Source organism: Nocardia sp. NPDC050435, assembly GCF_040655395.1.
Lineage (GTDB): Bacteria > Actinomycetota > Actinomycetes > Mycobacteriales > Mycobacteriaceae > Nocardia.
Genome location: NZ_JBFAJW010000004.1, coordinates 165905 through 185791, shown reverse-complemented (window position 1 = coordinate 185791; position 19887 = coordinate 165905). Strand labels below are relative to the sequence as shown.

Annotated in this window: 21 protein-coding genes; 11 read left to right on the top strand and 10 right to left on the bottom strand. The window is 69.9% G+C overall.

Translation table 11 applies throughout. From position 1 onward, the window contains the following. Nucleotides 1–7 precede the first annotated feature (7 nt). Together AB0I43_RS13450 and AB0I43_RS13445 are read right to left on the bottom strand one after the other, a co-directional pair. On the bottom strand, nucleotides 8–1189 hold the full coding sequence (locus AB0I43_RS13450; RefSeq protein ID WP_356973729.1) for an Ig-like domain-containing protein: 1182 nt from the start codon (nucleotides 1187–1189) through the stop codon (nucleotides 8–10). A gap of 114 nt (nucleotides 1190–1303) precedes the next feature. After that, the gene (locus AB0I43_RS13445; RefSeq protein WP_356973730.1) at nucleotides 1304–2395 is read right to left on the bottom strand and encodes a UDP-N-acetylmuramate dehydrogenase; all 1092 of its coding nucleotides are present in this window, start codon (nucleotides 2393–2395) and stop codon (nucleotides 1304–1306) included. 146 nt (nucleotides 2396–2541) lie between these two features. Between AB0I43_RS13445 and AB0I43_RS13440 the strand changes: the two genes are divergently transcribed. The 3 genes from AB0I43_RS13440 (at nucleotide 2542) to AB0I43_RS13430 (ending at nucleotide 4437) form a co-directional block, all read left to right on the top strand. Beyond that, nucleotides 2542–3033: a DUF2505 domain-containing protein gene (locus AB0I43_RS13440; protein WP_356973633.1), complete on the top strand. Its 492-nt coding sequence runs from the start codon at nucleotides 2542–2544 to the stop codon at nucleotides 3031–3033. A gap of 100 nt (nucleotides 3034–3133) precedes the next feature. After that, a complete protein-coding gene (locus AB0I43_RS13435; protein WP_356973634.1) occupies nucleotides 3134–3655 on the top strand; it encodes a DUF2505 domain-containing protein in 522 nt (173 codons plus the stop codon). Further along, a complete protein-coding gene (locus AB0I43_RS13430) occupies nucleotides 3625–4437 on the top strand; it encodes a class I SAM-dependent methyltransferase (RefSeq protein ID WP_356973635.1) in 813 nt (270 codons plus the stop codon). Before AB0I43_RS13435 ends, AB0I43_RS13430 begins: the two co-directional genes overlap by 31 nt. Here the strand turns inward: AB0I43_RS13430 and AB0I43_RS13425 are convergent. Together AB0I43_RS13425 and AB0I43_RS13420 are read right to left on the bottom strand one after the other, a co-directional pair. Continuing rightward, complete coding sequence (locus AB0I43_RS13425; RefSeq protein WP_356973636.1) at nucleotides 4434–5921, bottom strand: hypothetical protein; 1488 nt, start codon at nucleotides 5919–5921, stop codon at nucleotides 4434–4436. The two genes, AB0I43_RS13430 and AB0I43_RS13425, sit on opposite strands and share 4 nt — an antisense overlap. A 100-nt stretch (nucleotides 5922–6021) precedes the next feature. After that, complete coding sequence (locus AB0I43_RS13420) at nucleotides 6022–6630, bottom strand: hypothetical protein (RefSeq protein ID WP_356973637.1); 609 nt, start codon at nucleotides 6628–6630, stop codon at nucleotides 6022–6024. Nucleotides 6631–6768: 138 nt separating this feature from the next. Between AB0I43_RS13420 and AB0I43_RS13415 the strand changes: the two genes are divergently transcribed. Next, entirely contained in the window at nucleotides 6769–7542 is a 774-nt protein-coding gene (locus tag AB0I43_RS13415) for a DUF2993 domain-containing protein (protein ID WP_356973638.1), read from the top strand. Nucleotides 7543–7564: 22 nt separating this feature from the next. Here the strand turns inward: AB0I43_RS13415 and deoC are convergent, their stop codons facing one another. Then, nucleotides 7565–8233 carry a deoxyribose-phosphate aldolase gene (deoC, locus tag AB0I43_RS13410; RefSeq protein WP_356973639.1) on the bottom strand — a complete coding sequence of 223 codons (669 nt, stop codon included), beginning with the start codon at nucleotides 8231–8233 and terminating at the stop codon, nucleotides 7565–7567. Nucleotides 8234–8407: 174 nt separating this feature from the next. Here deoC and AB0I43_RS13405 point away from each other — a divergent pair, with 174 nt between their 5' ends. Together AB0I43_RS13405 and purU are read left to right on the top strand one after the other, a co-directional pair. Beyond that, nucleotides 8408–8980, top strand: coding sequence for an N-acetyltransferase (locus AB0I43_RS13405; protein WP_356973640.1), 573 nt, complete (start codon nucleotides 8408–8410; stop codon nucleotides 8978–8980). Nucleotides 8981–9037: 57 nt separating this feature from the next. Beyond that, the gene (gene purU / locus AB0I43_RS13400; protein ID WP_356973641.1) at nucleotides 9038–9925 is read left to right on the top strand and encodes a formyltetrahydrofolate deformylase; all 888 of its coding nucleotides are present in this window, start codon (nucleotides 9038–9040) and stop codon (nucleotides 9923–9925) included. Nucleotides 9926–9954: 29 nt separating this feature from the next. Here the strand turns inward: purU and AB0I43_RS13395 are convergent, their stop codons facing one another. Further along, a complete protein-coding gene (locus tag AB0I43_RS13395; RefSeq protein WP_356973642.1) occupies nucleotides 9955–11127 on the bottom strand; it encodes a trypsin-like peptidase domain-containing protein in 1173 nt (390 codons plus the stop codon). A gap of 106 nt (nucleotides 11128–11233) precedes the next feature. On the opposite strand from AB0I43_RS13395, the gene AB0I43_RS13390 reads away from it, so the two are divergent. Beyond that, on the top strand, nucleotides 11234–12286 hold the full coding sequence (locus tag AB0I43_RS13390) for an NAD(P)-dependent alcohol dehydrogenase (RefSeq protein ID WP_356973643.1): 1053 nt from the start codon (nucleotides 11234–11236) through the stop codon (nucleotides 12284–12286). On the opposite strand, the gene AB0I43_RS13385 is transcribed toward AB0I43_RS13390, so the two are convergent. The 4 genes from AB0I43_RS13385 to AB0I43_RS13370 form a co-directional block, all read right to left on the bottom strand. Next, nucleotides 12283–12915 (bottom strand): methyltransferase domain-containing protein, encoded by a 633-nt coding sequence (locus AB0I43_RS13385; RefSeq protein WP_356973644.1) that lies wholly within the window; start codon nucleotides 12913–12915, stop codon nucleotides 12283–12285. The two genes, AB0I43_RS13390 and AB0I43_RS13385, sit on opposite strands and share 4 nt — an antisense overlap. Before the next feature lie 32 nt (nucleotides 12916–12947). Next, nucleotides 12948–14198, bottom strand: a complete 1251-nt coding sequence (locus AB0I43_RS13380) for a saccharopine dehydrogenase NADP-binding domain-containing protein (protein ID WP_357432097.1) — start codon at nucleotides 14196–14198, stop codon at nucleotides 12948–12950. A gap of 16 nt (nucleotides 14199–14214) precedes the next feature. Next, nucleotides 14215–15636 (bottom strand): AarF/ABC1/UbiB kinase family protein, encoded by a 1422-nt coding sequence (locus AB0I43_RS13375; protein WP_356973646.1) that lies wholly within the window; start codon nucleotides 15634–15636, stop codon nucleotides 14215–14217. 120 nt (nucleotides 15637–15756) lie between these two features. Next, entirely contained in the window at nucleotides 15757–16380 is a 624-nt protein-coding gene (locus AB0I43_RS13370; RefSeq protein ID WP_356973731.1) for a TetR/AcrR family transcriptional regulator, read from the bottom strand. 301 nt (nucleotides 16381–16681) lie between these two features. Between AB0I43_RS13370 and AB0I43_RS13365 the strand changes: the two genes are divergently transcribed. The 4 genes from AB0I43_RS13365 to AB0I43_RS13350 all read left to right on the top strand — a co-directional run bounded on the left by AB0I43_RS13365 (nucleotide 16682) and on the right by AB0I43_RS13350 (nucleotide 19774). Further along, the gene (locus tag AB0I43_RS13365; protein WP_356973647.1) at nucleotides 16682–17992 is read left to right on the top strand and encodes a DUF445 family protein; all 1311 of its coding nucleotides are present in this window, start codon (nucleotides 16682–16684) and stop codon (nucleotides 17990–17992) included. 147 nt (nucleotides 17993–18139) lie between these two features. Continuing rightward, nucleotides 18140–18637: a helix-turn-helix transcriptional regulator gene (locus AB0I43_RS13360; protein ID WP_356973648.1), complete on the top strand. Its 498-nt coding sequence runs from the start codon at nucleotides 18140–18142 to the stop codon at nucleotides 18635–18637. Continuing rightward, the gene (locus tag AB0I43_RS13355) at nucleotides 18634–19299 is read left to right on the top strand and encodes a heparin-binding hemagglutinin (protein WP_356973649.1); all 666 of its coding nucleotides are present in this window, start codon (nucleotides 18634–18636) and stop codon (nucleotides 19297–19299) included. The genes AB0I43_RS13360 and AB0I43_RS13355 overlap by 4 nt, the downstream gene beginning before the upstream one ends. Nucleotides 19300–19474: 175 nt before the next feature. Continuing rightward, nucleotides 19475–19774 carry a DUF2516 family protein gene (locus AB0I43_RS13350; RefSeq protein WP_356973732.1) on the top strand — a complete coding sequence of 100 codons (300 nt, stop codon included), beginning with the start codon at nucleotides 19475–19477 and terminating at the stop codon, nucleotides 19772–19774. Nucleotides 19775–19887: the final 113 nt, after the last annotated feature.

Genomic DNA, 19887 nt, shown 5'->3' with positions numbered 1-19887 from the left:
GGGCCGGCTAGCGCGGCGCGGCCGGGGCCACCGGGGTCGCCGAGACCTGGGCGGGCTTGCCCCGCACCGCCGACATCGTCTTCCACTGATCCCACGGGATGGTCCAGTCGTAGATGTCGCCGTCGGCCGCCGAGAGCGGGATCGAGGTGCCGGTGACCTCGACCGGGTCGCCGTAGAGCGCGGTCACGAAGTACTCCTGCGCGTTCGCGGTGGACAGGTTGATGCACCCGTTGGTGACGTTCGAGTTGCCCTGCGCGGACGCGGATTCCGGATTGGCGTGGATGAATTCGCCGTTGTTGGAGATGCGCACGGCCCAGCGCTCGTCGATGTCGGTGTAGAACGGCGGGTTCGACATCTTGACCAGCTCGTGCTTCTCGCTCACCACGTGCAGCCCGGAGCGGGTCACGTTGCGGGGTTCGTTGCCCTCGCCGTAGCTGGCCGGGAAGTCCATCACGACCTGCCCGTCGCGCACCACCTGCATGCGGTGGCTGGGCGCGTTCGCCTTCACGATCTGGCTGCGGCCGATGGTGAAGTCGGAGGTCAGATCCGAATCGCCGTAGCGGCCGTCGCCCAGGTCCAGGCCGTAGAGTTTGGCTGCGACGTGCACGGTGGTGCCGGGCTGCCAATAGTTCTCGGGCCGCCAGTGCAGCCGGGAGCCGCCGTTGTCGTCGGGGAACCAGGCCCACGCGCCTTCGGTCTGCGGGTTGGTGGTGACGGTGATGGCCTTCTCCACCTCCGCCTTGTTCGAGACGTGACCGCGGAACTGCAGGATGATCGGGGCGGCGATGCCGACCTGCTGGCCGTCCGCGATCTGGAAGGTCGCGCCCGCGGTGGCCTTGGGAGCCAGCGTGCGGAAGCCGCCGTCGATCGGCACCGGCTTGTTGTCGCTGCCGCGCGCGGTGCCCGACCAGGTGTAGGCGGCGTCGTAGCCGAGCGGCTCGGTGATCTTGTAACTGCGCTTGTCCGGGCTCATTTCGCCCTGGACCTGCTTGCCGTTGGCGTTGGTCAGCGCGACCTGATCGATCACGCCGTCGTCGACGGTGACCGAGACCGGGGCGGTGGGGTTGACCTCGTCGGACTCGTTGCCGGGGGTGATCGTCACCTCGGCGGCGGGCCCGGAATCCTTGGCCGGTGCGCCTTTGTCGGTGCCGCAGCCGGCCACGAGGGCCACCACGACGAGGAGCAGCATCGAGAGGACGCCGACCGGTCTACGGATCACTGGACGGTTGTTCACTACTTCGAATCTACGCGCCGCGCCCCGGTCGTTCGGCTGTCGAAGCAGTTCAGTGCCCGTTTTGCCGGGTTAGAGGGTGAGCCCGACGGTCACCGGTTCCGGCTCCAGGTGGATGCCGAACCGGTCCTCGACACCCGCGCGTACGTCCCTGGCCAGGGCCGCCAGGTCGGCGGCGCGGGCGCTCCCCCGGTTGGTCAGTGCCAGCGTGTGTTTCGTGGACAGGCGCGCGGCCGCCCCCGGGCCCGGATAGCCCTTGGCGAAACCGGCCCGCTCGATCAGCCAGCCTGCGGAGAACTTCACGCCGTCCGGCGCCGGATAGGTGGGAATCGTGACATCGCCCACATGGGCGGCGATCCGGGCCCGCACCGCCTCGACCCGCTCGTGCGGCACCACCGGATTGGTGAAGAACGACCCCGCGCTCCAGGTGTCGTGATCGGCCGGATCGAGCACCATGCCCTTGCCCGCGCGCAGGGCCAGCACCGCCGCCCGCACCTGCTCGGCCGGGCGGGTGCCGCCGTCGGTCACGCCCAGGGTGGTGGCGAGTTCGCCGTAGCGCAGCGGCGCGCTCACCCCCGCCGGATCGAGCGCGAAATCCACGGCCAGCACCACCGCGTCGGCGGTGTGCTTGAGCGTGCTGGTGCGGTAACCGAAGCCGAGCTCGCCGGGCTCCACCCAGCGCGTCTCGCCGCTCGCCCGATCCAGCAGGCGCACCCGGCGCAGCAGGTTGGCCACCTCCACGCCGTAGGCGCCGACGTTCTGCACGGGGGTCGCGCCCGCCGAACCCGGGATGCCGGACAGGCATTCGAGGCCGCCGAACCCGGCCGCGACGGTCCGTTCGACGAGACCGTCCCACGGCACGCCCGCGTCCGCGACCACATGGTCGGGCCCGAGCTCGACCGTGCCGGTGGCGATCTTGACGACCACGCCGTCGAAACCGTCGTCACCGATCAGCAGATTGGAGCCGCCCGCGAGCAGCAGCACCGGCACGCCCTTGTCGTCCAGCACCCGCACCGTCTCGATCAGCGCCTCCGTCGACGCGCACTCGGCGACCGTCGCGGGGCCGCCCACGCGCAGCGTGGTCAGCTCCGCGAGCGGCACCGGCGCGCGCAGGTCCGCGCCGGCGCGGGCCAGCAGTTCGCGCAGGTCGTCCGAGGCCACCACCCGTGAAGTTCGCACGCCGAAGACGGTATCCGATGGGGCTGCCCGCGATGTCCGCCGTGCGCGCGCCAGCGCGCGCCCGTCCGGCCGGTCACGACTGGGCGACCTCCTCCGGTCACCGGGCTCCCAGCCCGGTAGCGTGTCCGACCATGGCTACACCCTTGGCGTTCACGGCTCACTACTCCCACCCGGCCGCCGCCGTCCGCGCGGCGTTCGCCGACGAGCAGTACTGGAAAGACCGCATCGCCGAGGTCGGCGGGGACAACGCGCGACTGAACTCCTTCAGCGCCAACGACGCTCAGGTCCGGGTCGAAATGGTGCAGGCCATCGCCGCCGAGTTGCTGCCGCCCGCGATCACCGCGGTGCGCCCCGGCGATCTGATCATCCCCCGGGTGGAGGACTGGACCGGAAACGCGGCCACCTTCGAGGCCACCGTCGAGGGCGCGCCCGCCCAGGTGCGCGGCACCATCACCCTGGCCGACGCGGGCACCGGCTCGACCGCGACCGTGCAGGGCGACATCGAGGTGAAGGTCCCGCTGTTCGGCGGCAAGATCGAGAAGGCGATCCAGGAGCGCCTCACCGAGCTGCTGCAGTCCGAGGAAGAGTTCACCAACACCTGGATCGCCACCCACAAGGGCTGATCCGGCGTCCACTGTGCGCCGTGCCAACCGCGGCCGGGGTCGATTGTGAGATGCGCGCCGAGCGATGGCCCAGCAATCGATCCCGGTAACGTGTGCGGGCATGGCACGTCGATTGGATTACTCCGCTCGCTACCCGCTGCACACCACCAAAGAGCTCTACGAGGCGCTGTCGACTCAGGAGTACTGGGAGGCGCGGGTCGCGGAGATGCGGAAGTACACCCCGGGCAACGAGGTCGTCAGCCTCGACGTGAGCGACTCCGGTATCGAGGTCGTCCTGCACCACACCCTGCCGCGGGAGATGCTGCCCGAGATCGCGCAGGCCGTGATGCGCAAGGACATGATCATCACCCGTAAGGAGAGCTGGGGTCCCTACCGCGCCGAGGAGACCGAGGGCAGGTTCTCGGCGTCCATCCCGGCCGGCCCCGGCAGCCTGAACGGCGGAATTCGCCTGTTCCCCACCGAAACCGGCTGCACCATGCGCTTCTCGCCCGAGGCGAAGGTGTTCATTCCGATGGTCGGCCCGCGGCTGGAGCAGTTGATGCTGGTGAACCTCGTCGACCTGTTCCGCGCCGAAGCCGAAGAGACGGTGAAGTGGCTGGAAGCTCGCAACCCCACCAGCTGAGCAAGCCACTCGGGACCATCACCCGGGGCACCACCGGCGTCAATCGGCTGCGTCGCAGCGATCGCTGGCTGATCCACGACGACCTGGTCACCGCGCGGCTGCTGGCCGCGCCGGATCCGCTGGTGGTCGACCTCGGCTACGGCGCCAGTCCGTGGACGACGCTGGAGCTGGCGGCCCGGTTGCGCACGGTGCGCTCCGACGTGCGGGTCGTCGGGCTGGAGATCGATCCGGCCCGGGTGGTGCCGGGCCGCGACGGCGTGCGCTTCGCGCGCGGCGGCTTCGAATTGGCCGGGCTGCGACCGGTTCTGGTGCGCGCGTTCAATGTGCTGCGCCAATACCCGGAAGCCGCCGTGCCCGGCGCCTGGGCCACCCTTCGCTCCGGCCTCGCGCCGGGTGGGCTGCTGGTCGACGGCACCTGCGACGAACTGGGCCGCCGCTGCGCCTGGGTGCTGCTGGATCGGTCCGGGCCGCTGTCGCTGACGCTGGCCTGGGATCCGTTCACCGTCGATCAGCCCTCCGATATCGCCGAGCGGCTGCCGAAGGCGTTGATCCACCGCAACATTCCCGGCGAACCGGTGCACGCGCTGCTCACCGCCGCGGACCGGGCCTGGGCGCGCGCGGCGGCGCTGGCCCCGTTCGGTCCCCGCGTGCGCTGGCGGCAGGCGTCGGAGTTCTTGCGGGACGAGGGTTTTCCGGTGCGTGAGTACCGCCGCCGGATGCGCGACTGCGTGCTGTCGGTGCCGTGGTCGGCGGTGGCGCCGAAAGACGCCGCCGCCGTTTAGCTTCGGCGCACCCGGCCGGACAGCGCCGCCATCGGCAGAATCGACCGCGGCTCGAACGGCTGCCGCCACAGGCCGCCGTGCGCCGCGCCCTGGGCGAACAGGCCCTCCGGGTTGCGCCCGGCCTCGACCGGCGGCGCTGCCAGATCGGCGACCAGTTTGGCGGCCAGCAGGGTGCGCGCGGTCTCCGGATCGAACACCTCGACGCCGAAGCGGTGCGCGCCACGATAGGCGGCGGCCAGGCGCGGCTGCGCGACCAGGCTGCGTGTCCAGACCAGCGGGGCCACCGCACCGGAGACCTGTCGGCCGGCGCTGTGCGCCAGCACCGCGCGCCAGCGCTGAACCCGTTGCGCGAGCACATGGTTCGGGCCTTGCGCGGGCAGCATCGCGTCGGCGACGCTCCACAGCTCGCCGGCCTCGTCCCGCAGCCGCAGCGCGTAATTCGGCCGATAGAGCGCGGATCGGGTGAGCACGCGCAGCAGGTCCTGGCCGAACCGGGACGGACCGCGCGCGTGCAGGCGCTGATGCGCGTCGGCGACAACGGATTCCGGGACGGCATAGCAGTCGGTGGGCGAGCCGAGGACCGCCAGCACCGCGTCGGCCCGGCGGTCGAGCACGTCCTCGGCGAGCACGTCGATGGCGGCGGCCAGCCGGACGCCGCCGGGGCCGAAGCGCTGTGCGTAACCGCCGAAGACCGGCCGCGGGCCGCCGTCGGCGAGCTGGTCGCGCAGCCAGTGCAGCAGGGCCGGGAACTGGGTGGTGACGTCGGCGCCGGGCCCGCCGCTGAACGGGCGCGGCCCCGGACTGATCGGATAGCGCAGTACCCCCGCCCCGGCCCGCGCCAGCTCCGCGAGTTCCTGCCACCGGGCCGGACCGGGCCGCGCGACCGCGAGCACGTCGGCGCCCCAGCGCAGCAGCGGGCGGATCGGAGCCAGTTCCCCCGCGCCCGCCACGACGACGCGGAAACCGGGCAGCGGCAACCACTCCGGGTGATCGATCACCCGCTCCAGCGCGGCGGCGAAACCGGGCTCGAGCACGCCCCGATGCCGCCACTCGGTGACCTGGACGCGCAGCGCCGAACCGGACAGCAGCGCGCCGCGGTACGGAACCTCCAGTCGCGCGGGCGGTTTCGCCGCACCATCGATCCGGCCGGTGCCCAGCGACGCCCGCTGCTCGACGGCGCCGACGTCGAAGCTGTCCAGCGGGGCCACCACGTACTCGGTGACGAACCGGAGCAGGCCGCGCGCCGCGGCCAGGCCGTCGGCGGCGATGCCCGCGGCATGCCGTGGCGCAGAAGCGCCGAGCGCGGTCAGCGCGCGAAAGATGGTGCGGTACTCGCGATTCCACTGGCGACAGCTCTCCACCGTCTGTGCCAGATCGGCGTCGTGGCGGCGCACGGCGTCGGCCACCACCGCGGTCGCGAACAGATCGCCCACGCGCTCGGGCGCCCCCGACGGAAAGACGAGATCCCACCTGCCCTGCCCCATCGTCCCCATGATCGGTCACCCTGCCATGGCCGGACGCCCGGCGCAGCGGTACGGTCGCGAGCCGATTTCGATCATCACGCCACCGGCTCCCCGTGCGAAGTCACAAACGAGTCAGGGCGCGGTGCACCCGGCCCGCGGCCCGGGGCGGCAAACGCACGCTGGCGGAGTGGATTTCCTCGCGGCGGCAGCGGCCGATGGCGACGGCGTCGCCGATCACCTCGTCGAGGGCGGTCTGGCCGATGTCGGCCTCGGCGAGGTCGAGCACCGTGCGCACGGGGGTGGTCACCAGGAAGGGGCCCGCCGATTCCACATCGCCGCCGACCAGCGACCGGCGCAGCACGACCAGCCGCGGCGTCACCGGCGGCCGGCCCGCGCCGACCGACAGATGCAGGAACCGGGGGCGCAGGCTGCCGAGGCCGTGCAACTCCGCCGCGCTCTGGTGCGAGACCGCGGCGGCGCCGTCGAACCAGGCCGCCCACATGGCGTACTCGTCGAGCGGTCCGTCCGGCCACTCGGCTAGTCGGAGCAGGCCGACGCCGGCCCGGACCACCGAGCCGTCGCCGAGTCCGGCCCGGACCCGTGTCTCACATCCGGTCCGCAGCACCTGCCGAGTCGTGAAGAAGCCGGCGTGCCGGGCGGCCAGCCGCCGCAACACACGCCACCCATGATCAACGGATTCGGGTGCGCGGCCCGCCGCATCGCCAGCCATGGCACTCAGGCTACGCTCGAATCTTGTGTCACATCTCACAATCGGCGGCGAGTTGGGTCGCCTGACCGGCGGTTCCTGCCGCCATCTCCTCAGCGCGCCCACAGAACGGGCTCAAAGTCGTGGGGAAGAATCGGCGCAATGAACACAGCTTCGCGTAGCGATTCCGTGGGCGGCGGCCAGGAGCCGGGCGGGCCGGCCCGGCCGCCCGCCCGAGTCAGCCGGCGCACCCTGACGATCGCGCTGGGCGTGGTCGTGGCGCTGCTGGTGGCACTGGTCGTCGGCGGCGAGGCCTACGCCAGGCACCGGGTCGCCGAGTGCATCTCCGCGCAGTTCGAGCAGGAGATGGGTTCCAAGATCGACGTCGGCTTCGGCGTCAAACCGCTGCTGATCACCTACCTGGACGACAAGGTCGGCGCGGTCACCGTCGACAGCGACGACAGCAAGTTCGGGCCCGCGGTCGGCATGGTGGTGCACGCGAAGTTCAACGACCTGGAAATGGTGGACGGCGGCAAGGGGGGCGGCACCATCGGCAGCTCCAGCGCCGACGTGAGCTGGAGCAACGAGGGCATCCGGGAGACCCTCGCGGGCCTGGTGACGGGTGTGAGCTCGTCGAAGTCCACCGGCATGCTGACGCTCAAGGTGCTCGGCGGACTGGCCGAACTCCAGGTCAAGCCGGTCATCACCAACGGCGCGGTGCAGGTGCAGACGCAGTCGGCCGAACTGCTCGGCCTGGGTCTGCCCACGGATCTGGTGCAGGGCATCGTCGATGTCATCTCCAAGAGCCTGCAGAGCTATCCGCTCGACATGAAGCCGACCGAGATCGGCGTGACCGACGACGGGATCACCGTGAAACTCGCCGGCGGCCGCTCGGAACTGCCCGCGGGGCAGGGCAATACCTCGATCCGCTGCTGATCCGCCTGCGGCGCCGCCGATCTCAGTCCGGGAAGCCCGCCAGCACGTCGGCCGACTTGGACAGGCCCAGCCGGGTCGCGCCGGCGGCGATCAGTTCGGCGGCGGCCGCCGCGGTCCGGATGCCGCCGCTGGCCTTCACCCCGAGCCGCCCGCCGACGGTATCGGCCATCAGCCGCACCGCGTGCGCGCTGGCGCCGCCGGCGGGATGAAAGCCGGTGGAGGTCTTCACGAAATCAGCGCCCGCCTTTTCCGCGGCCCGGCAGACCCGCACGATCGCCTCGTCGGAGAGCGCGGCGGATTCGATGATCACCTTGAGCACGGCCCGGTCTCCGGTGGCCTCGCGGACGGTGATGATGTCGGCGAGCACCGCGTTGAAATCACCGGCGATCGCCGCGCCGACATCGATCACCATGTCCACCTCGGCGGCGCCCTGGTCGACGGCCAGCCGGGCCTCGGCGCCCTTGATCAGCGAATGATGTTTGCCCGAGGGGAATCCCGCGACCGTGGCCACCACCAGGCCGGGAGCCCGCACCGGCAGCATGGCGGGCGAGACGCAGATCGCGTACACGCCCAGCTGCCGGGCCTCGGTCACCAGCGCGGCGACCGCCGCGGCGGTGGCCTCGGGCGCGAGCAGCGTGTGATCGATCATCGCGGCCACATCGGCCCGGGTCGGTGCGGAGGAAGCGGCCATGGGGTCAGAGTCTGGCACAGCGACCGGCGGCGGCCGGACGGTGTCGCGAATTCCGTTGCGGGGCCGGGTTGCTTACCGCACACTCGTAGGGTCGGCGGAACCCGGGCAACCCGGTTACCCGCCACGTAGGTAAAGCGTGTGCGGATAACTCAACTCGTTCGGAGGTGTCGACACGTGCTGATCCGTCGCGAACGCGCCGACGATGTCGCTCAGATCGCCGCGGTCCATCGCAGTGCCTTCGGCCCGCAGTACTCGAACGGTGACGCCGTCGCGTTCCAGGAGGATCCGGAATCCGCCGACCGCCCGGGCACGCCGGCCGAGCCGCCGGAGGTGGACCTGGTCGCGCGGCTGCGCGGGGATTCCGGCTGGATACCGACGCTGTCGCTGGTCGTGGTCGACATCGATCAGGTGATCGGGCACATCTGCCTGACCCGCGCGACCGTCGGCCCGTATCCGGTGCTGGCGCTCGGCCCGATCGGCGTGCTCCCCGAGCACCAGGGGGTGGGCGCGGGCGCGGCCCTCATGCACGCCGCGCTCGGGGCGGCCGACGCGCTGGACGAACCGCTGGTGGGATTGCTGGGCAGCCGCGAGTACTACCCGCCGTTCGGCTTCGTTCCCGCCGCCCGGCTCGGCATCACGCCGGACGAACCCGGCTGGGCGTCACACTTCCAGGTGCGCACGCTCACCGCCTATGAACCGCAGATCAGCGGCGAATTCCGATACGCGGAACCGTTTTACGAGCTCTAGGGCCGCCCGGCGCTCCCTCCTGCGCCCGGGCGCGACCCGACCTGGGAGAATGGCCGGATGAGTTCCGCCGACCTATCCGACGATCGCCGCTACGTCCTGACCCTCGGTTGCCCCGACCGGCCGGGCATCATCGCGCGGATCACCTCGTTCATCGCCGAGTTCGGCGGCTCGATCGTGGAGGCGGGCTACCACTCCGACACCGACAGCGGCTGGTTCTTCACCCGCCAGGCGATCAAGGCCGCGACGGTGCCGTTCGGGCTCGACGAACTGCGCGACCGCTTCGCCGGCGTGGCCGCGGACCTGGGCCCCGACACCGAGTGGGATCTGCTCGACTCGGGCGCCAAGCGCCGGATCGTCCTGCTGGTCAGCAAGGACGGTCACTGCCTGCACGACCTGCTCGGCCGCGTCACCAGCGGCGAGCTGCCCGCCACCATCGAGGCCGTGATCGGCAACCACCCCGATCTGGCGGCGATGACCGAGGCGCACGGCATCGAGTTCCATCACGTCGAGTTCCCGAAGGACCCGGCCGAGCGCGGCCCCGCCTTCGACGCGGTCCGCAAACTCGTCGACGCCCACGATCCGCAGGCCGTCGTGCTGGCCCGCTTCATGCAGGTGCTGCCGCCGGAGCTGTGCGAGCACTGGGCCGGCAAGGCCGTCAACATCCACCACAGCTTCCTGCCCTCCTTCGTCGGCGCGCGCCCCTACCACCAGGCCTTCGCGCGCGGCGTGAAACTGATCGGCGCGACCTGCCACTACGTCACCGCCGAACTCGACGCCGGCCCGATCATCGAGCAGGACGTCTCCCGCATCGACCACGCCGACGACGTGCGCGACATGGTGCGTCAGGGCCGCGACATCGAGCGCGTCGTCCTGGCGCGCGGCCTGCGCTGGCACCTGGAGGGCCGCGTCCTCGTGCACGGCCGCCGCACCGTCGTCTTCAGCTGAGCCCACTCACCCGCCCGGCGGCCGGGCGCTCAGTTGGGCGGACCGACCACCAGCAGCACCGGAACGGCGCGGTTGCCGTGCGGGCCGGTGACCAGGAGGGTGACGGTCTCGTTGGGGCGGTGCAGGTTCAGCGCGGATTGCAGCGACTGCGTGGTGGTGACCGGCTGGTCGTCGAGGGCGGTGATGACCTCGCCCTCGAGCAGGCCCGCCGCGTGCGCGGGCATGCCGAAGATCGCCGCCTCGACCCGCGCGCCGCTGCCCGGCGGCTGCGCGTTGGACGCGATCACGCCGATGGTGGCGGTGGGGCCGACGTGCACGGTGTCGGTCGGTGTGCCGGAACGGATCTGGCGCACCACCCGCATGGCCCGATCGATCGGGACCGCGTAGCCGTTGGCGCCCTCGGCGGATTTCTGGTCCGGATCGCCGGAGGCCGCGGTGATCACGCCGATGATCGCGCCCTTGCGATCGGCCAGCGCGCCGCCGGACTGCCCCGAGGACACCGGCGCGGCGACCTCGAACATGCCGGACAAGGCTTTTCGCGACAGGTCGGCCGAATTCAGCGCCACGATGGTGGAATCCAGGTTCGTGATGGTGCCGGGAATCGCGGTGGGCGTGCCGCCGACCCCGCCCGCGTTGCCGATCGCCAGCACTTCGTCGCGCATGCGGACATCACCGGAATTGCCGATGGCCGCGGTGGGCAGATCGGTGGCGCCGCGCAGTTCGAGCAGCGCGATGTCGGCGCCGGAGTCGTAGCCGAGCACGGTGGCCTGATACACCTCACCGTTCCCGACGTCGGTCACGGTGACCGTGTCCGCGCCCTTGACCACGTGATGGCTGGTCAGGACCTGGCCGTCCCCGGTGAGCACGATGCCGGATCCGGCGGCGCCCAGCCCGAACGGGCGGCTGGAGGTGCTGATGTGCACCAGGGCGGGCCGCACGGCGGCGCTGACGGCGGGCAGGTCCAGCGTCGGCAGCGGCTCGGCGGAGTAGGTGGCGTCGACGATCTCCGGATCGGCGAAGGGCCCCCACTGCGGTAGCTCGGCGCGGAAACCGAGGAAGGTCGTGACCGCGAGAATGGCAACCACCAGCAGGGCCAGCACCCGGCCGCCGCCGCCGGCCGGCTCCGGGCGCGGCGGACGGCGGTCATCGGTCGGATACCGCCACTGCTCGTCCATCGCGCTCCCGCCGTCGGTAGGGCACACCGGTTCCATTGTGGCCGACCGGGCACGGACGGAGCACCTCTACTGAATGGCAATCCCCACCGGGGGTGCTTGGCAAACCGAGGCATGCGGCGGTAGGCATGTATCCATGACGAGCGCCGCTGCCTATGCCATCCCCGCGCCGGACGGCGCCTTCGAGAAGGTCACGATCCAACGACGGGAGCTGGGTCCGCACGACGTGCTCATCGACGTCAAGTTCGCGGGAATCTGCCATTCCGACATCCACACCGCCCGGGACGAGTGGGGCGGCACGAAGTATCCGTGCGTGCCGGGCCACGAGATCGCCGGCTTGGTCGCGGCCGTCGGCGACGCGGTCACCAAGTACCAGGTGGGCGACCGGGTGGGCGTCGGCTGCATGGTGAATTCCTGCGGCCGCTGCGGCCCGTGCCTGGCCGACGAGGAGCAGTACTGCCTCAACGGCGCCACCATGACCTACAACACCGAGGTCGACCCGGCCGTGCAGCCCGAGGGCTACACCATGGGCGGCTACTCCACGCAGGTCGTGGTGACCGAAAGCTTCGTCGTGCGCATCCCGGAGGGCATCGGCCTGGACGTGGCCGCGCCGCTGCTGTGCGCGGGCGTCACGCTGTTCTCGCCGCTGCGGCACTGGAACGCCGGGCCCGGCAAGAAGGTCGCCATCATCGGCATGGGCGGGCTCGGCCACGTCGGGGTGAAGATCGCCGCGGCCCTGGGCGCCGAGGTGACGGTGCTCAGCCACTCGCTGAGCAAGCAGGAGGACGGCAAGCGCTTCGGCGCACACCACTACTACGCGACCAGCGACAAGCAGACCTTCAAGGAGCTGCGCAACCGCTTCGACCTGATCCTCAACACCGTCTCCGCCGACCTGCCGATCGACAGCTACATGCGCCTGCTGAACCTGGACGGCACGCTGGTGATTCTCGGGCTTCCCGAAAAGCCGCTGGCGGTCAAGCCTTTCACGATCGCCGGATACCGGCGCTCGCTGGCCGGCTCGATGATCGGCGGCATCGCCCAGACGCAGGAGATGCTGGATTTCTGCGCCGCGCACGGCATCGGCGCGGAGATCGAGGTCATCTCCGCCGACGAGATCGACAACGCCTACGACCGGGTGGTGGCCAGCGACGTGCGCTACCGCTTCGTCATCGACGCGGCGACGATCTAGGCCGGCCGGGTCGCGCTGACGTATTGCAGCAGGCGATGCACCTGCTGCTCGATATCGACCAGCCCGAGCTCGGCGAACAGGCCGGGGAAGGTCGCGCCCGGGAACACCCGCAATCCGCCGAGGCCGCCGACGACCTTGCTGACCCGGCCGAACGGCGAATCGTCGCGGTGGCTGGTGCTGATCGCGATCCGGCCGTTCGGCGCCAGCACCCGCACCATCTCCCGGGCCGCGGTCAGCGGATCCGGGATCAGGTAGAGCGCGCCGAAGCAGCACACCGCGTCGAAAGTGCCGTCCGCGAACGGCAATCGGGCCGCGTCGCCGCGCAGATAGCCGACCCGCGGCCCGGTGTTGTCGATGACCGCCCGGGCCAGCATCGCCTCGGAGTAGTCCAGCCCCACCGCGAAACCACCGCCGGTCAGCGAATCACTCAGGTATTTGGTGAAATTGCCCGGCCCGCAGGCGATGTCGAGCACCCGCTGCGGCCCGCCGAGGCGCAGCTGCCGCACCGCGTCGCGCCGGTCGGCGCCCATGGTGCGGCCACTGGCGGCGTAGAATGCGGCGGGCCGCCACGCCCGCTCGTAGACGGCGGCCAGCGCGGGATGATTCATGCTGCGGCGGGCCAGATTCATTGCGGCTCCTCGTCGTTGGGGAGTTCGGCAGTTCAGGCGCGCTCGACCTCGATGGTCATGCCCGCGGCGCGGAGCCGAGCGGTCAGGGCGTCGCCCATGGCGGCCGCCGGGGTGAGAATGCCCGCGAGCTCCGGCTGCTTGCCGGAATCGACCGCCAGGCACAGCCCGGCCTCGCCGAGCAGCACCGCCGTCGCCTTGTAGCCCGGGTCGCCCTGACCGGCGAAGGTGGCCACGTACTTGGCGCCGGAGGTGGTGTGCGCGTAGGTCTTCATCGTGAACCAGCCGCTGTCGCGGGCCTTTTCGCTCGGGCCGGTGCCCGGCTTGGGCAGCAGGCGGTCCAGCAGCTTGCGGCCCACCTCGACGCGCGAGAGCACCGAACCGACCGCCATCGTGGCGACGATGCCGCCGGCCATGCCCACGGCGACCAGCGGGGCGGCCGCCGACTTCCCGGCGCTCATCACCTCGCGGTAGCGGAAGTTCTTGCCGTACACCCAGCCCAGCAGTCCGTTGCTGCGCCGCACCACCTTGGTGTTGTGCGCGGCCATGACGAAGGTCGAGACCCAGCCGTCCAGGCTCGGATCGATATTGGCGGCCCGCTCCAGCGCCTGATCGGACTGACGGCCAACATCCGGGTCCATCGACTTGTCCGGGCTGAGCGAGTACGGGTGCATCATGACCGACGCCTTGGACGAATCGGCGGCGATCGCCTCCATCATGGCGCGCCCGGAATCGATGGTGCCGCCGCTGACGCCGCCCTTGAGCGCGGCGATCAGGGTGGTGTCGGTCAGCTCGCCGGTGTTGTCGGCGACCGTCGACCGGTACAGCTGGTAGACGCTGAGGTCCGACGGAATCGAGTCGTAGCCACAGGAATTCACGATCTTCGCGCCGCTGGCGACGGCTTCGTCGTGGTGCGCGTCGATGGCGTCGCGGATGAACAGCGGCTCGCCGGTGAGATCGGCGTAGTGCGTGCCCGCCTTGGCGCAGGCCGCGACCAGCGGCATCCCGTAGCGCAGGTACGGGCCGACGGTGGTGACGACGACCTTGGTGCGCGCCGCCAGGGCGTCGAGCGCGTCGGCGTCGCCGGAGTCGGCCACCACCAGGCCCCAGTTGGCCGCTCGGTCACCGAGTTCCGCGCGCACCCTGGTCAACTTGTCCAGCGAGCGCCCGGCCAGCCCGATCCGCACCTCCACCGGGGCCGCGTCCCGCAGATATTCGGCGGTCAGCTTGCCGACGAAACCCGTGGCGCCGAAGAGGATCAGATCGAATTCTCGGTTCTCAGCCATATGCTCACTCTTTCGTTCAGGTACGACGGGGGCGCTTGGCGCGCGCTTTCTTCTTCGGGGTGACCGGCGGATGCTCGGCCAACCATTCGGCGTGGATTTTTCCGAGCTCGGTGACCGGCGGCTCGTCGTAGAGCCATTCCCGGGCCACGCGGTGCCAATTCGCGGTGCAGTGCAACTGGCCCAGCATGCCGAAGGTGAGAAAATCCGCGCGCCGAGAGAACAGGTGCTCGGGCGGCAGATTCTGCTGTTTCATGCCGGCGAATTCACTCGCCCGCGGATCGACGGCGAGCAGGAACGCGCCGCTGGCCAGATCGGGGGTGATGGTGAGTTCCTCGTCCACCAGGCACCATTCCGAGGCGGCCAGCACGTATTCCAGGCATTCCTCCGGGCCGACCTCCTCCGGGGAATCGATGACGCCGCGCTGGATCATCAACTGCTGCAGATCTTCCGCGCGATCCTCGGCGGCCGCGCGCAGGCAGATCGCCTCGAATTTCACGTAGTCCGGATCCATCCGGTTGAACAGCCCGAAATCGAGGAATCCGACCCGGCCGTCGTCGGCCAGCATCACATTGCCCGGATGCGGGTCGCCGCAGAATTCGTTGAACGTGAACAGCGAGCCGACGTAGAACCGGTAGATGATCTCGCCGATCCGGCTCCGGTCGGCGTCGGGCAGCTGCCGGATCTGCTCGAAATTCCGGCCCGGCAGGTACTCGCTGACCAGCACGCGGGTGGAGCTGAGCTCGGGCAGCGAGCGCGGCACCACGATGAACGGGTGCCCGGCGTAGAGCTCGGCGATCTCGAGCTGGGTGGCGGCCTCGGCCTGATAATCGAGCTCGCCCTCCATGTTCAGGCGCAGTTCGTCGAGCACCGCGGGCGTCACCCAGGGCAACGCCGACTGCAGCACCTTGCGGAACATGTTGAGGTTCTTCAGATCCGCGCGGACGGCGGCGTCGATGCCCGGGTACTGCACCTTCACCGCGACCTCGCGGCCGTCGTGCAGCCGCGCGCGGTACACCTGGCCGATCGAGGCGGCCGCGACCGCCACCGGCTCGAACTCGGCGAACACCTCCTCCAGCGTGCGGCCGAAATCCTCCTCGATGACCTGCCGCATCGCCTCGAACGACACGTTCGGCGCGGAGTCGCGCAGCACGGCCAGCCGCTTCTGGAAGCGTTCCCGGTGCGCCTCGGGGACCAGATCCAGATCCAGCACCGACATCATCTGGCCGAGCTTCATGGCGACGCCCTTCATGGTGCCCAGCACCATGACCACCTGCTCGGTGGTGCGGATCATCGACTCCTCGGCCATCTTGGCCCGCACGGCCTCTGATCTGCCGCGCATGGACAGCCGGGTGCGCTGTGAGCGCAGCACCGAACTGGCAGCGACGGCACCCAGTTTGGTGCCGCGAGCAAGCCGGGAAGTCGGGACTTGCTTCGCCATCGAGGTACCTCCGTTGGTGCCGACCGCGCAGACGGTGCCCCCTGGCGCACCGCATCCGTCTCAGACTAACCAACCGCGCAAGGCACGGCCTCCGCCCGGCGCACTCCGCCCGCTCGGGCGCTATTCCGCGTCCGGCTCCGGCAGCACGTGCGGCATCTGGGCGAACTTGGCGGGCGAGCCACCGGCGCGCATCATGCCCTCGATCGCGCTCCAGGTCATCATCGTGAGGTAGTCGATGACCTCGTCACGCGACATCGTCTTGTCCGTGGTCCACCAGTGCGTGGCCAGCTGGATGCCGCCGACCAGCACGTAGGACCAGAGCATCGCGCCCTCGGTCTCGGCGCCGTGGGCCCGGCCGCGATCGGTGATCACCGTGGAGACCACCTCGGCGAAGAGTTTCTCGAACTCCGCCAGCGAGGACTGGTCACCCGAGCCGTTGCCCATGATGAACCGGTAGACCTCGGGGTCCTCGTCCACGGTGCCGACGTATTCGGCCAGCGCCGCGCGCACCAGTTCGTATTCGGCGGCGTCGAGGCTGATCGCGCCGTAGACGCGCGGCATCAGCGTGGTCTCGATGAACCGCTGCATGGTGGCGTGCACCAGGTCGTTCTTGTCGGAGAAGTAGCGGTAGAGCACGGTCTTGGAGACGCCGATCTCGGCGGCGATCTCGTCCATGCCCGCGTTGCTGCCCCGGGTACGGATAGCGGCCAGGGTGCCGTCGACGAGTTCCTCACGGCGGTCGATCTTGTGCTGGCGCCACCGGCGCTTGCGGCCGTCCGCCGGGGGTGGCGAGGCGGCGGAGCCGCCGGAGCGGGTGGGTGCTGCGCCGCCGCGCGCCGCCGGACGCTCGCCGACATCGACAAGGTCTTCGGTGGACAGCGTTGACTCCCTCGTTAGGTGGTTCCGTAGAACCAGGGCTTTTGCCACACAGCTTAGGTCCCCGGCACCCGGATGCGTCGCGTTTGGGTCCCGGATGCGGGGGATCCCACACATTCGGGCAGCGCGCGGCGGGGCCGTGTCACTACGACACAGCAGAATGGACGGCATGGAGAACGCGCCAACGAAGCTCGCGCCCGCACCGACCATGCCCGACGGATTCTTCGTCGACGAGGCGAGCAAGCGGCGCGACCTGTTCCGGATGAAGGCGTTCGCGACGGGTCTGCTGGCCTTCGCCTCGCTGATCTACCTGTTCTGCCGCTGGCTGGAGTCGCGCGGGCAGGGCGGGGATTGGGTGGGCTACGTGCGCGCCGCCTCCGAGGCGGGCATGGTCGGCGCCCTGGCCGACTGGTTCGCGGTGACGGCGCTGTTCCGGCATCCGCTCGGCCTGCCGATTCCGCACACCGCCATCATCCGCAAGAAGAAAGACCAGCTCGGCGCGAGTCTCGGCAGTTTCGTGGGCACCAACTTCCTGGCGCCCGAGGTGGTCTCGGCGAAGGTGCAGTCGGCGGAGGTCTCGCTGCGGATCGGGCGCTGGATGGCCGATCCCGGGCACGCCGCCAGAGTCGCGCAGGAGAGTTCGACGCTGCTGCGCGCGGTCGTCGGTGTCCTGCGCGACGAGGACGTGCAGCAGATCATCGACAACACCATCGTCAAACGGATCGCCGAGCCGCTGTGGGGGCCGCCGATCGGGCGGGTGCTGACCGAGCTGCTGGCCGACAACCGCCAGCTGGCGCTGCTGGACATGCTCGCCGAGCGCGCGCACCAGTGGGCGCTGGGCAGCCAGGAGACGATCGACCGCATCGTGATGCGCGACGCGCCGTCGTGGGCTCCGAAATTCGCCAATGTCCTGCTGTCGGAAAAGATTTACCGGGAGTTGGTCGAGTTCACCTGGAAGGTGCGCTCGAATCCGGAGCACGAAGTCCGGCTGGCGGCGAATCGATTCCTGGAGGATTTCGCCGATGATCTGCAGCACGACGACGCGATGATCAAGAAGGCCGAGCGGATCAAGGCGCAGGTCATGGGCCGCGAGGAAATCACCGGCATGGCCGAGGCCACGTGGCGCGCCGCGAAAAGGCTGATTCTGGAGTCGGTGGACGATCCGAACAGCACGCTGCGCCGTAAAGTGGCCGAGAACGTGCAACAGCTCGGTGAGCGGCTGCGCGACGACGACGCCATGCGCGCGAATGTCGACGGCTGGCTGGACCGCGGAGTTCGATACCTGGTGGAGAACTACGCCGCCGAGATCACCACCCTGGTCACCGACACGGTGGCCAAGTGGGACGCCGAGGAGGCGAGCAAGAAGATCGAATTGCAGGTCGGGCGTGATCTGCAATTCATCCGGATCAACGGAACGGTGGTCGGCGCGCTCGCCGGCCTCGCGATCTACACGATTTCACAGTTGCTGTTCCACGGCTGAGGTCCGGCGTGTCGCGCGGTGAATACCGTTGCGAGCACTGCCGATCGAATGCCGCTCGGCATTTGCCGAAATGGTGCTAACAGGGTGCTTGCAAGAGCTAGCACCCTGCCCTAGAATTGGACCCGTACAACCGCCAGAAGGTGAGTGATGGCAGACCAGCCCGAGGTTTCCGCCGAGTACACCGACAGACCCGACGAGCAATCCGAGGGTGTCGGCGACAAAGTGGGACGTGCTGCGCACGACATCGGAGGTTTCATCAGGTCACAGCGAGAGGCCGCGCAAGTCTCGCTGCGACAGCTCGCCGCGCTGGCGGGAGTGAGCAATCCGTACCTGAGTCAGATCGAACGCGGATTGCGAAATCCGTCCGCCGAAGTACTCGCGCAGATCGCCAAGGCGCTGCGCGTCTCCTCGGAGGTGTTGTACGTACGGGCTGGCTATCTGGAACAGCGGCCGCACAGTCCGGTCCGGGATGCCCTGCTCGCCGATACCTCGATCTCCGAGCGGCAGAAGCAGGTCCTGCTGGACATCTATGAATCGTTTCGCCGGGAAAACGGAGGAGACGAGCCAGGGGGGAATGCATGGGACAGCGCCGTTCCGCATCCGATAAACGACACTCCGCCACGCCAGGAGAACGAAGAACTATGACCGAAAAGAATGTCACCGTCACCAAGCCGCTGCTCGCCGCCGTGGGCGCGGGCGACACCGTCTACGCCGTCGTCACCGATGTGGTGACCCAGGTGCGCGAGCGCGCCACCGGCACCGACGTCCAGGGCCGCGTCGACGAGGCCCGCGAGCGTTTCGCGAATGTGCCCGCCGATGTGCAGGCCCAGTTCGAGTCGCTGCGCGAGCGCCTGGCCGGCCTGCCCTCCGAGCTGCCCGAGGATCTGGCCCAGCTGCGCGAGAAGTTCACCGCCGAGGAACTGCGCAAGCTGGCCGAGGAATACCGCGTCAAGGTGCTCGACCTGTACGCCGACCTGGCCGTGCGCGGCGAGGAGACCGTCGAGCGCCTGCGCGCCAACCACCTGGTCGAAGACCGGATCGAGCGGGTCGAGGCGCTGTACAAGGACGCCACCGTGCGCGCCGAGGAGGCGCTGGATCGGGTGAACGGCCTGCTGGGCCGCCCGGCCAAGGTCGAGGACGCCCCGGTCGTGGACGTCACCCCGGTCGTCGAGGCCGAGGTCGTCGAGGTAACCACCGAGACCGTTCCGGCGCCCGAGCCGGTCGTCAAGGCGCCCGCCGCCACCCCGAAGAAGGCCCCGGCCGCCAAGAAGGCTCCGGCCAAGAAGGCCGCCCCTAAGAAGGCGTAAACCTTCCCCCGGCGACCCCGCACCCCCTCCGGGTGCGGGGTCGCTGTGCTGTTCAAGGGATTTCGCACGCCGGGTCGCCGTCCGGCGGACAATTGTTGCCGACGACACCCCGGGTGCGCCGTTCCGGTGCATGAGGATGCGGCGGCGTTGCTCCTAGGATGGTGAGGTGACTGTCTTGCAGGTGAGATTGTGGATTGAGGCCGCGTTCTGGCTGGTGGCGCTCGGCGCGACGATCTTCGCGCTGATCCATGCGATCCGCCAGCGCGCGGACGCCTTCACCGCGGTGGACAAGCAGACCAAGCAGCTGTGGCTGGCGATCCTCGGCGTCTCGCTGTTCCTGCTGGTGATTCCCTTGCTCGCGGGCGGTGTCGGCGGGCTCTCGCTGCTCACCTTCATCGCGATCATCGCGACCGGAATCTACCTCGCGGACGTGCGGCCGAAGGTGGACGAGGTACAGCGCGGCCCGCGCTGGTAGACGGGCGTTCGCCGGGCCGCACAGCGGCCTGACGGCGGCCGGAGGCTCCATAACTATTCACTGCTAGCACTAGCAAGCAGGCGCTCCCGCGCGTTACTGTGATTATCAGTAAC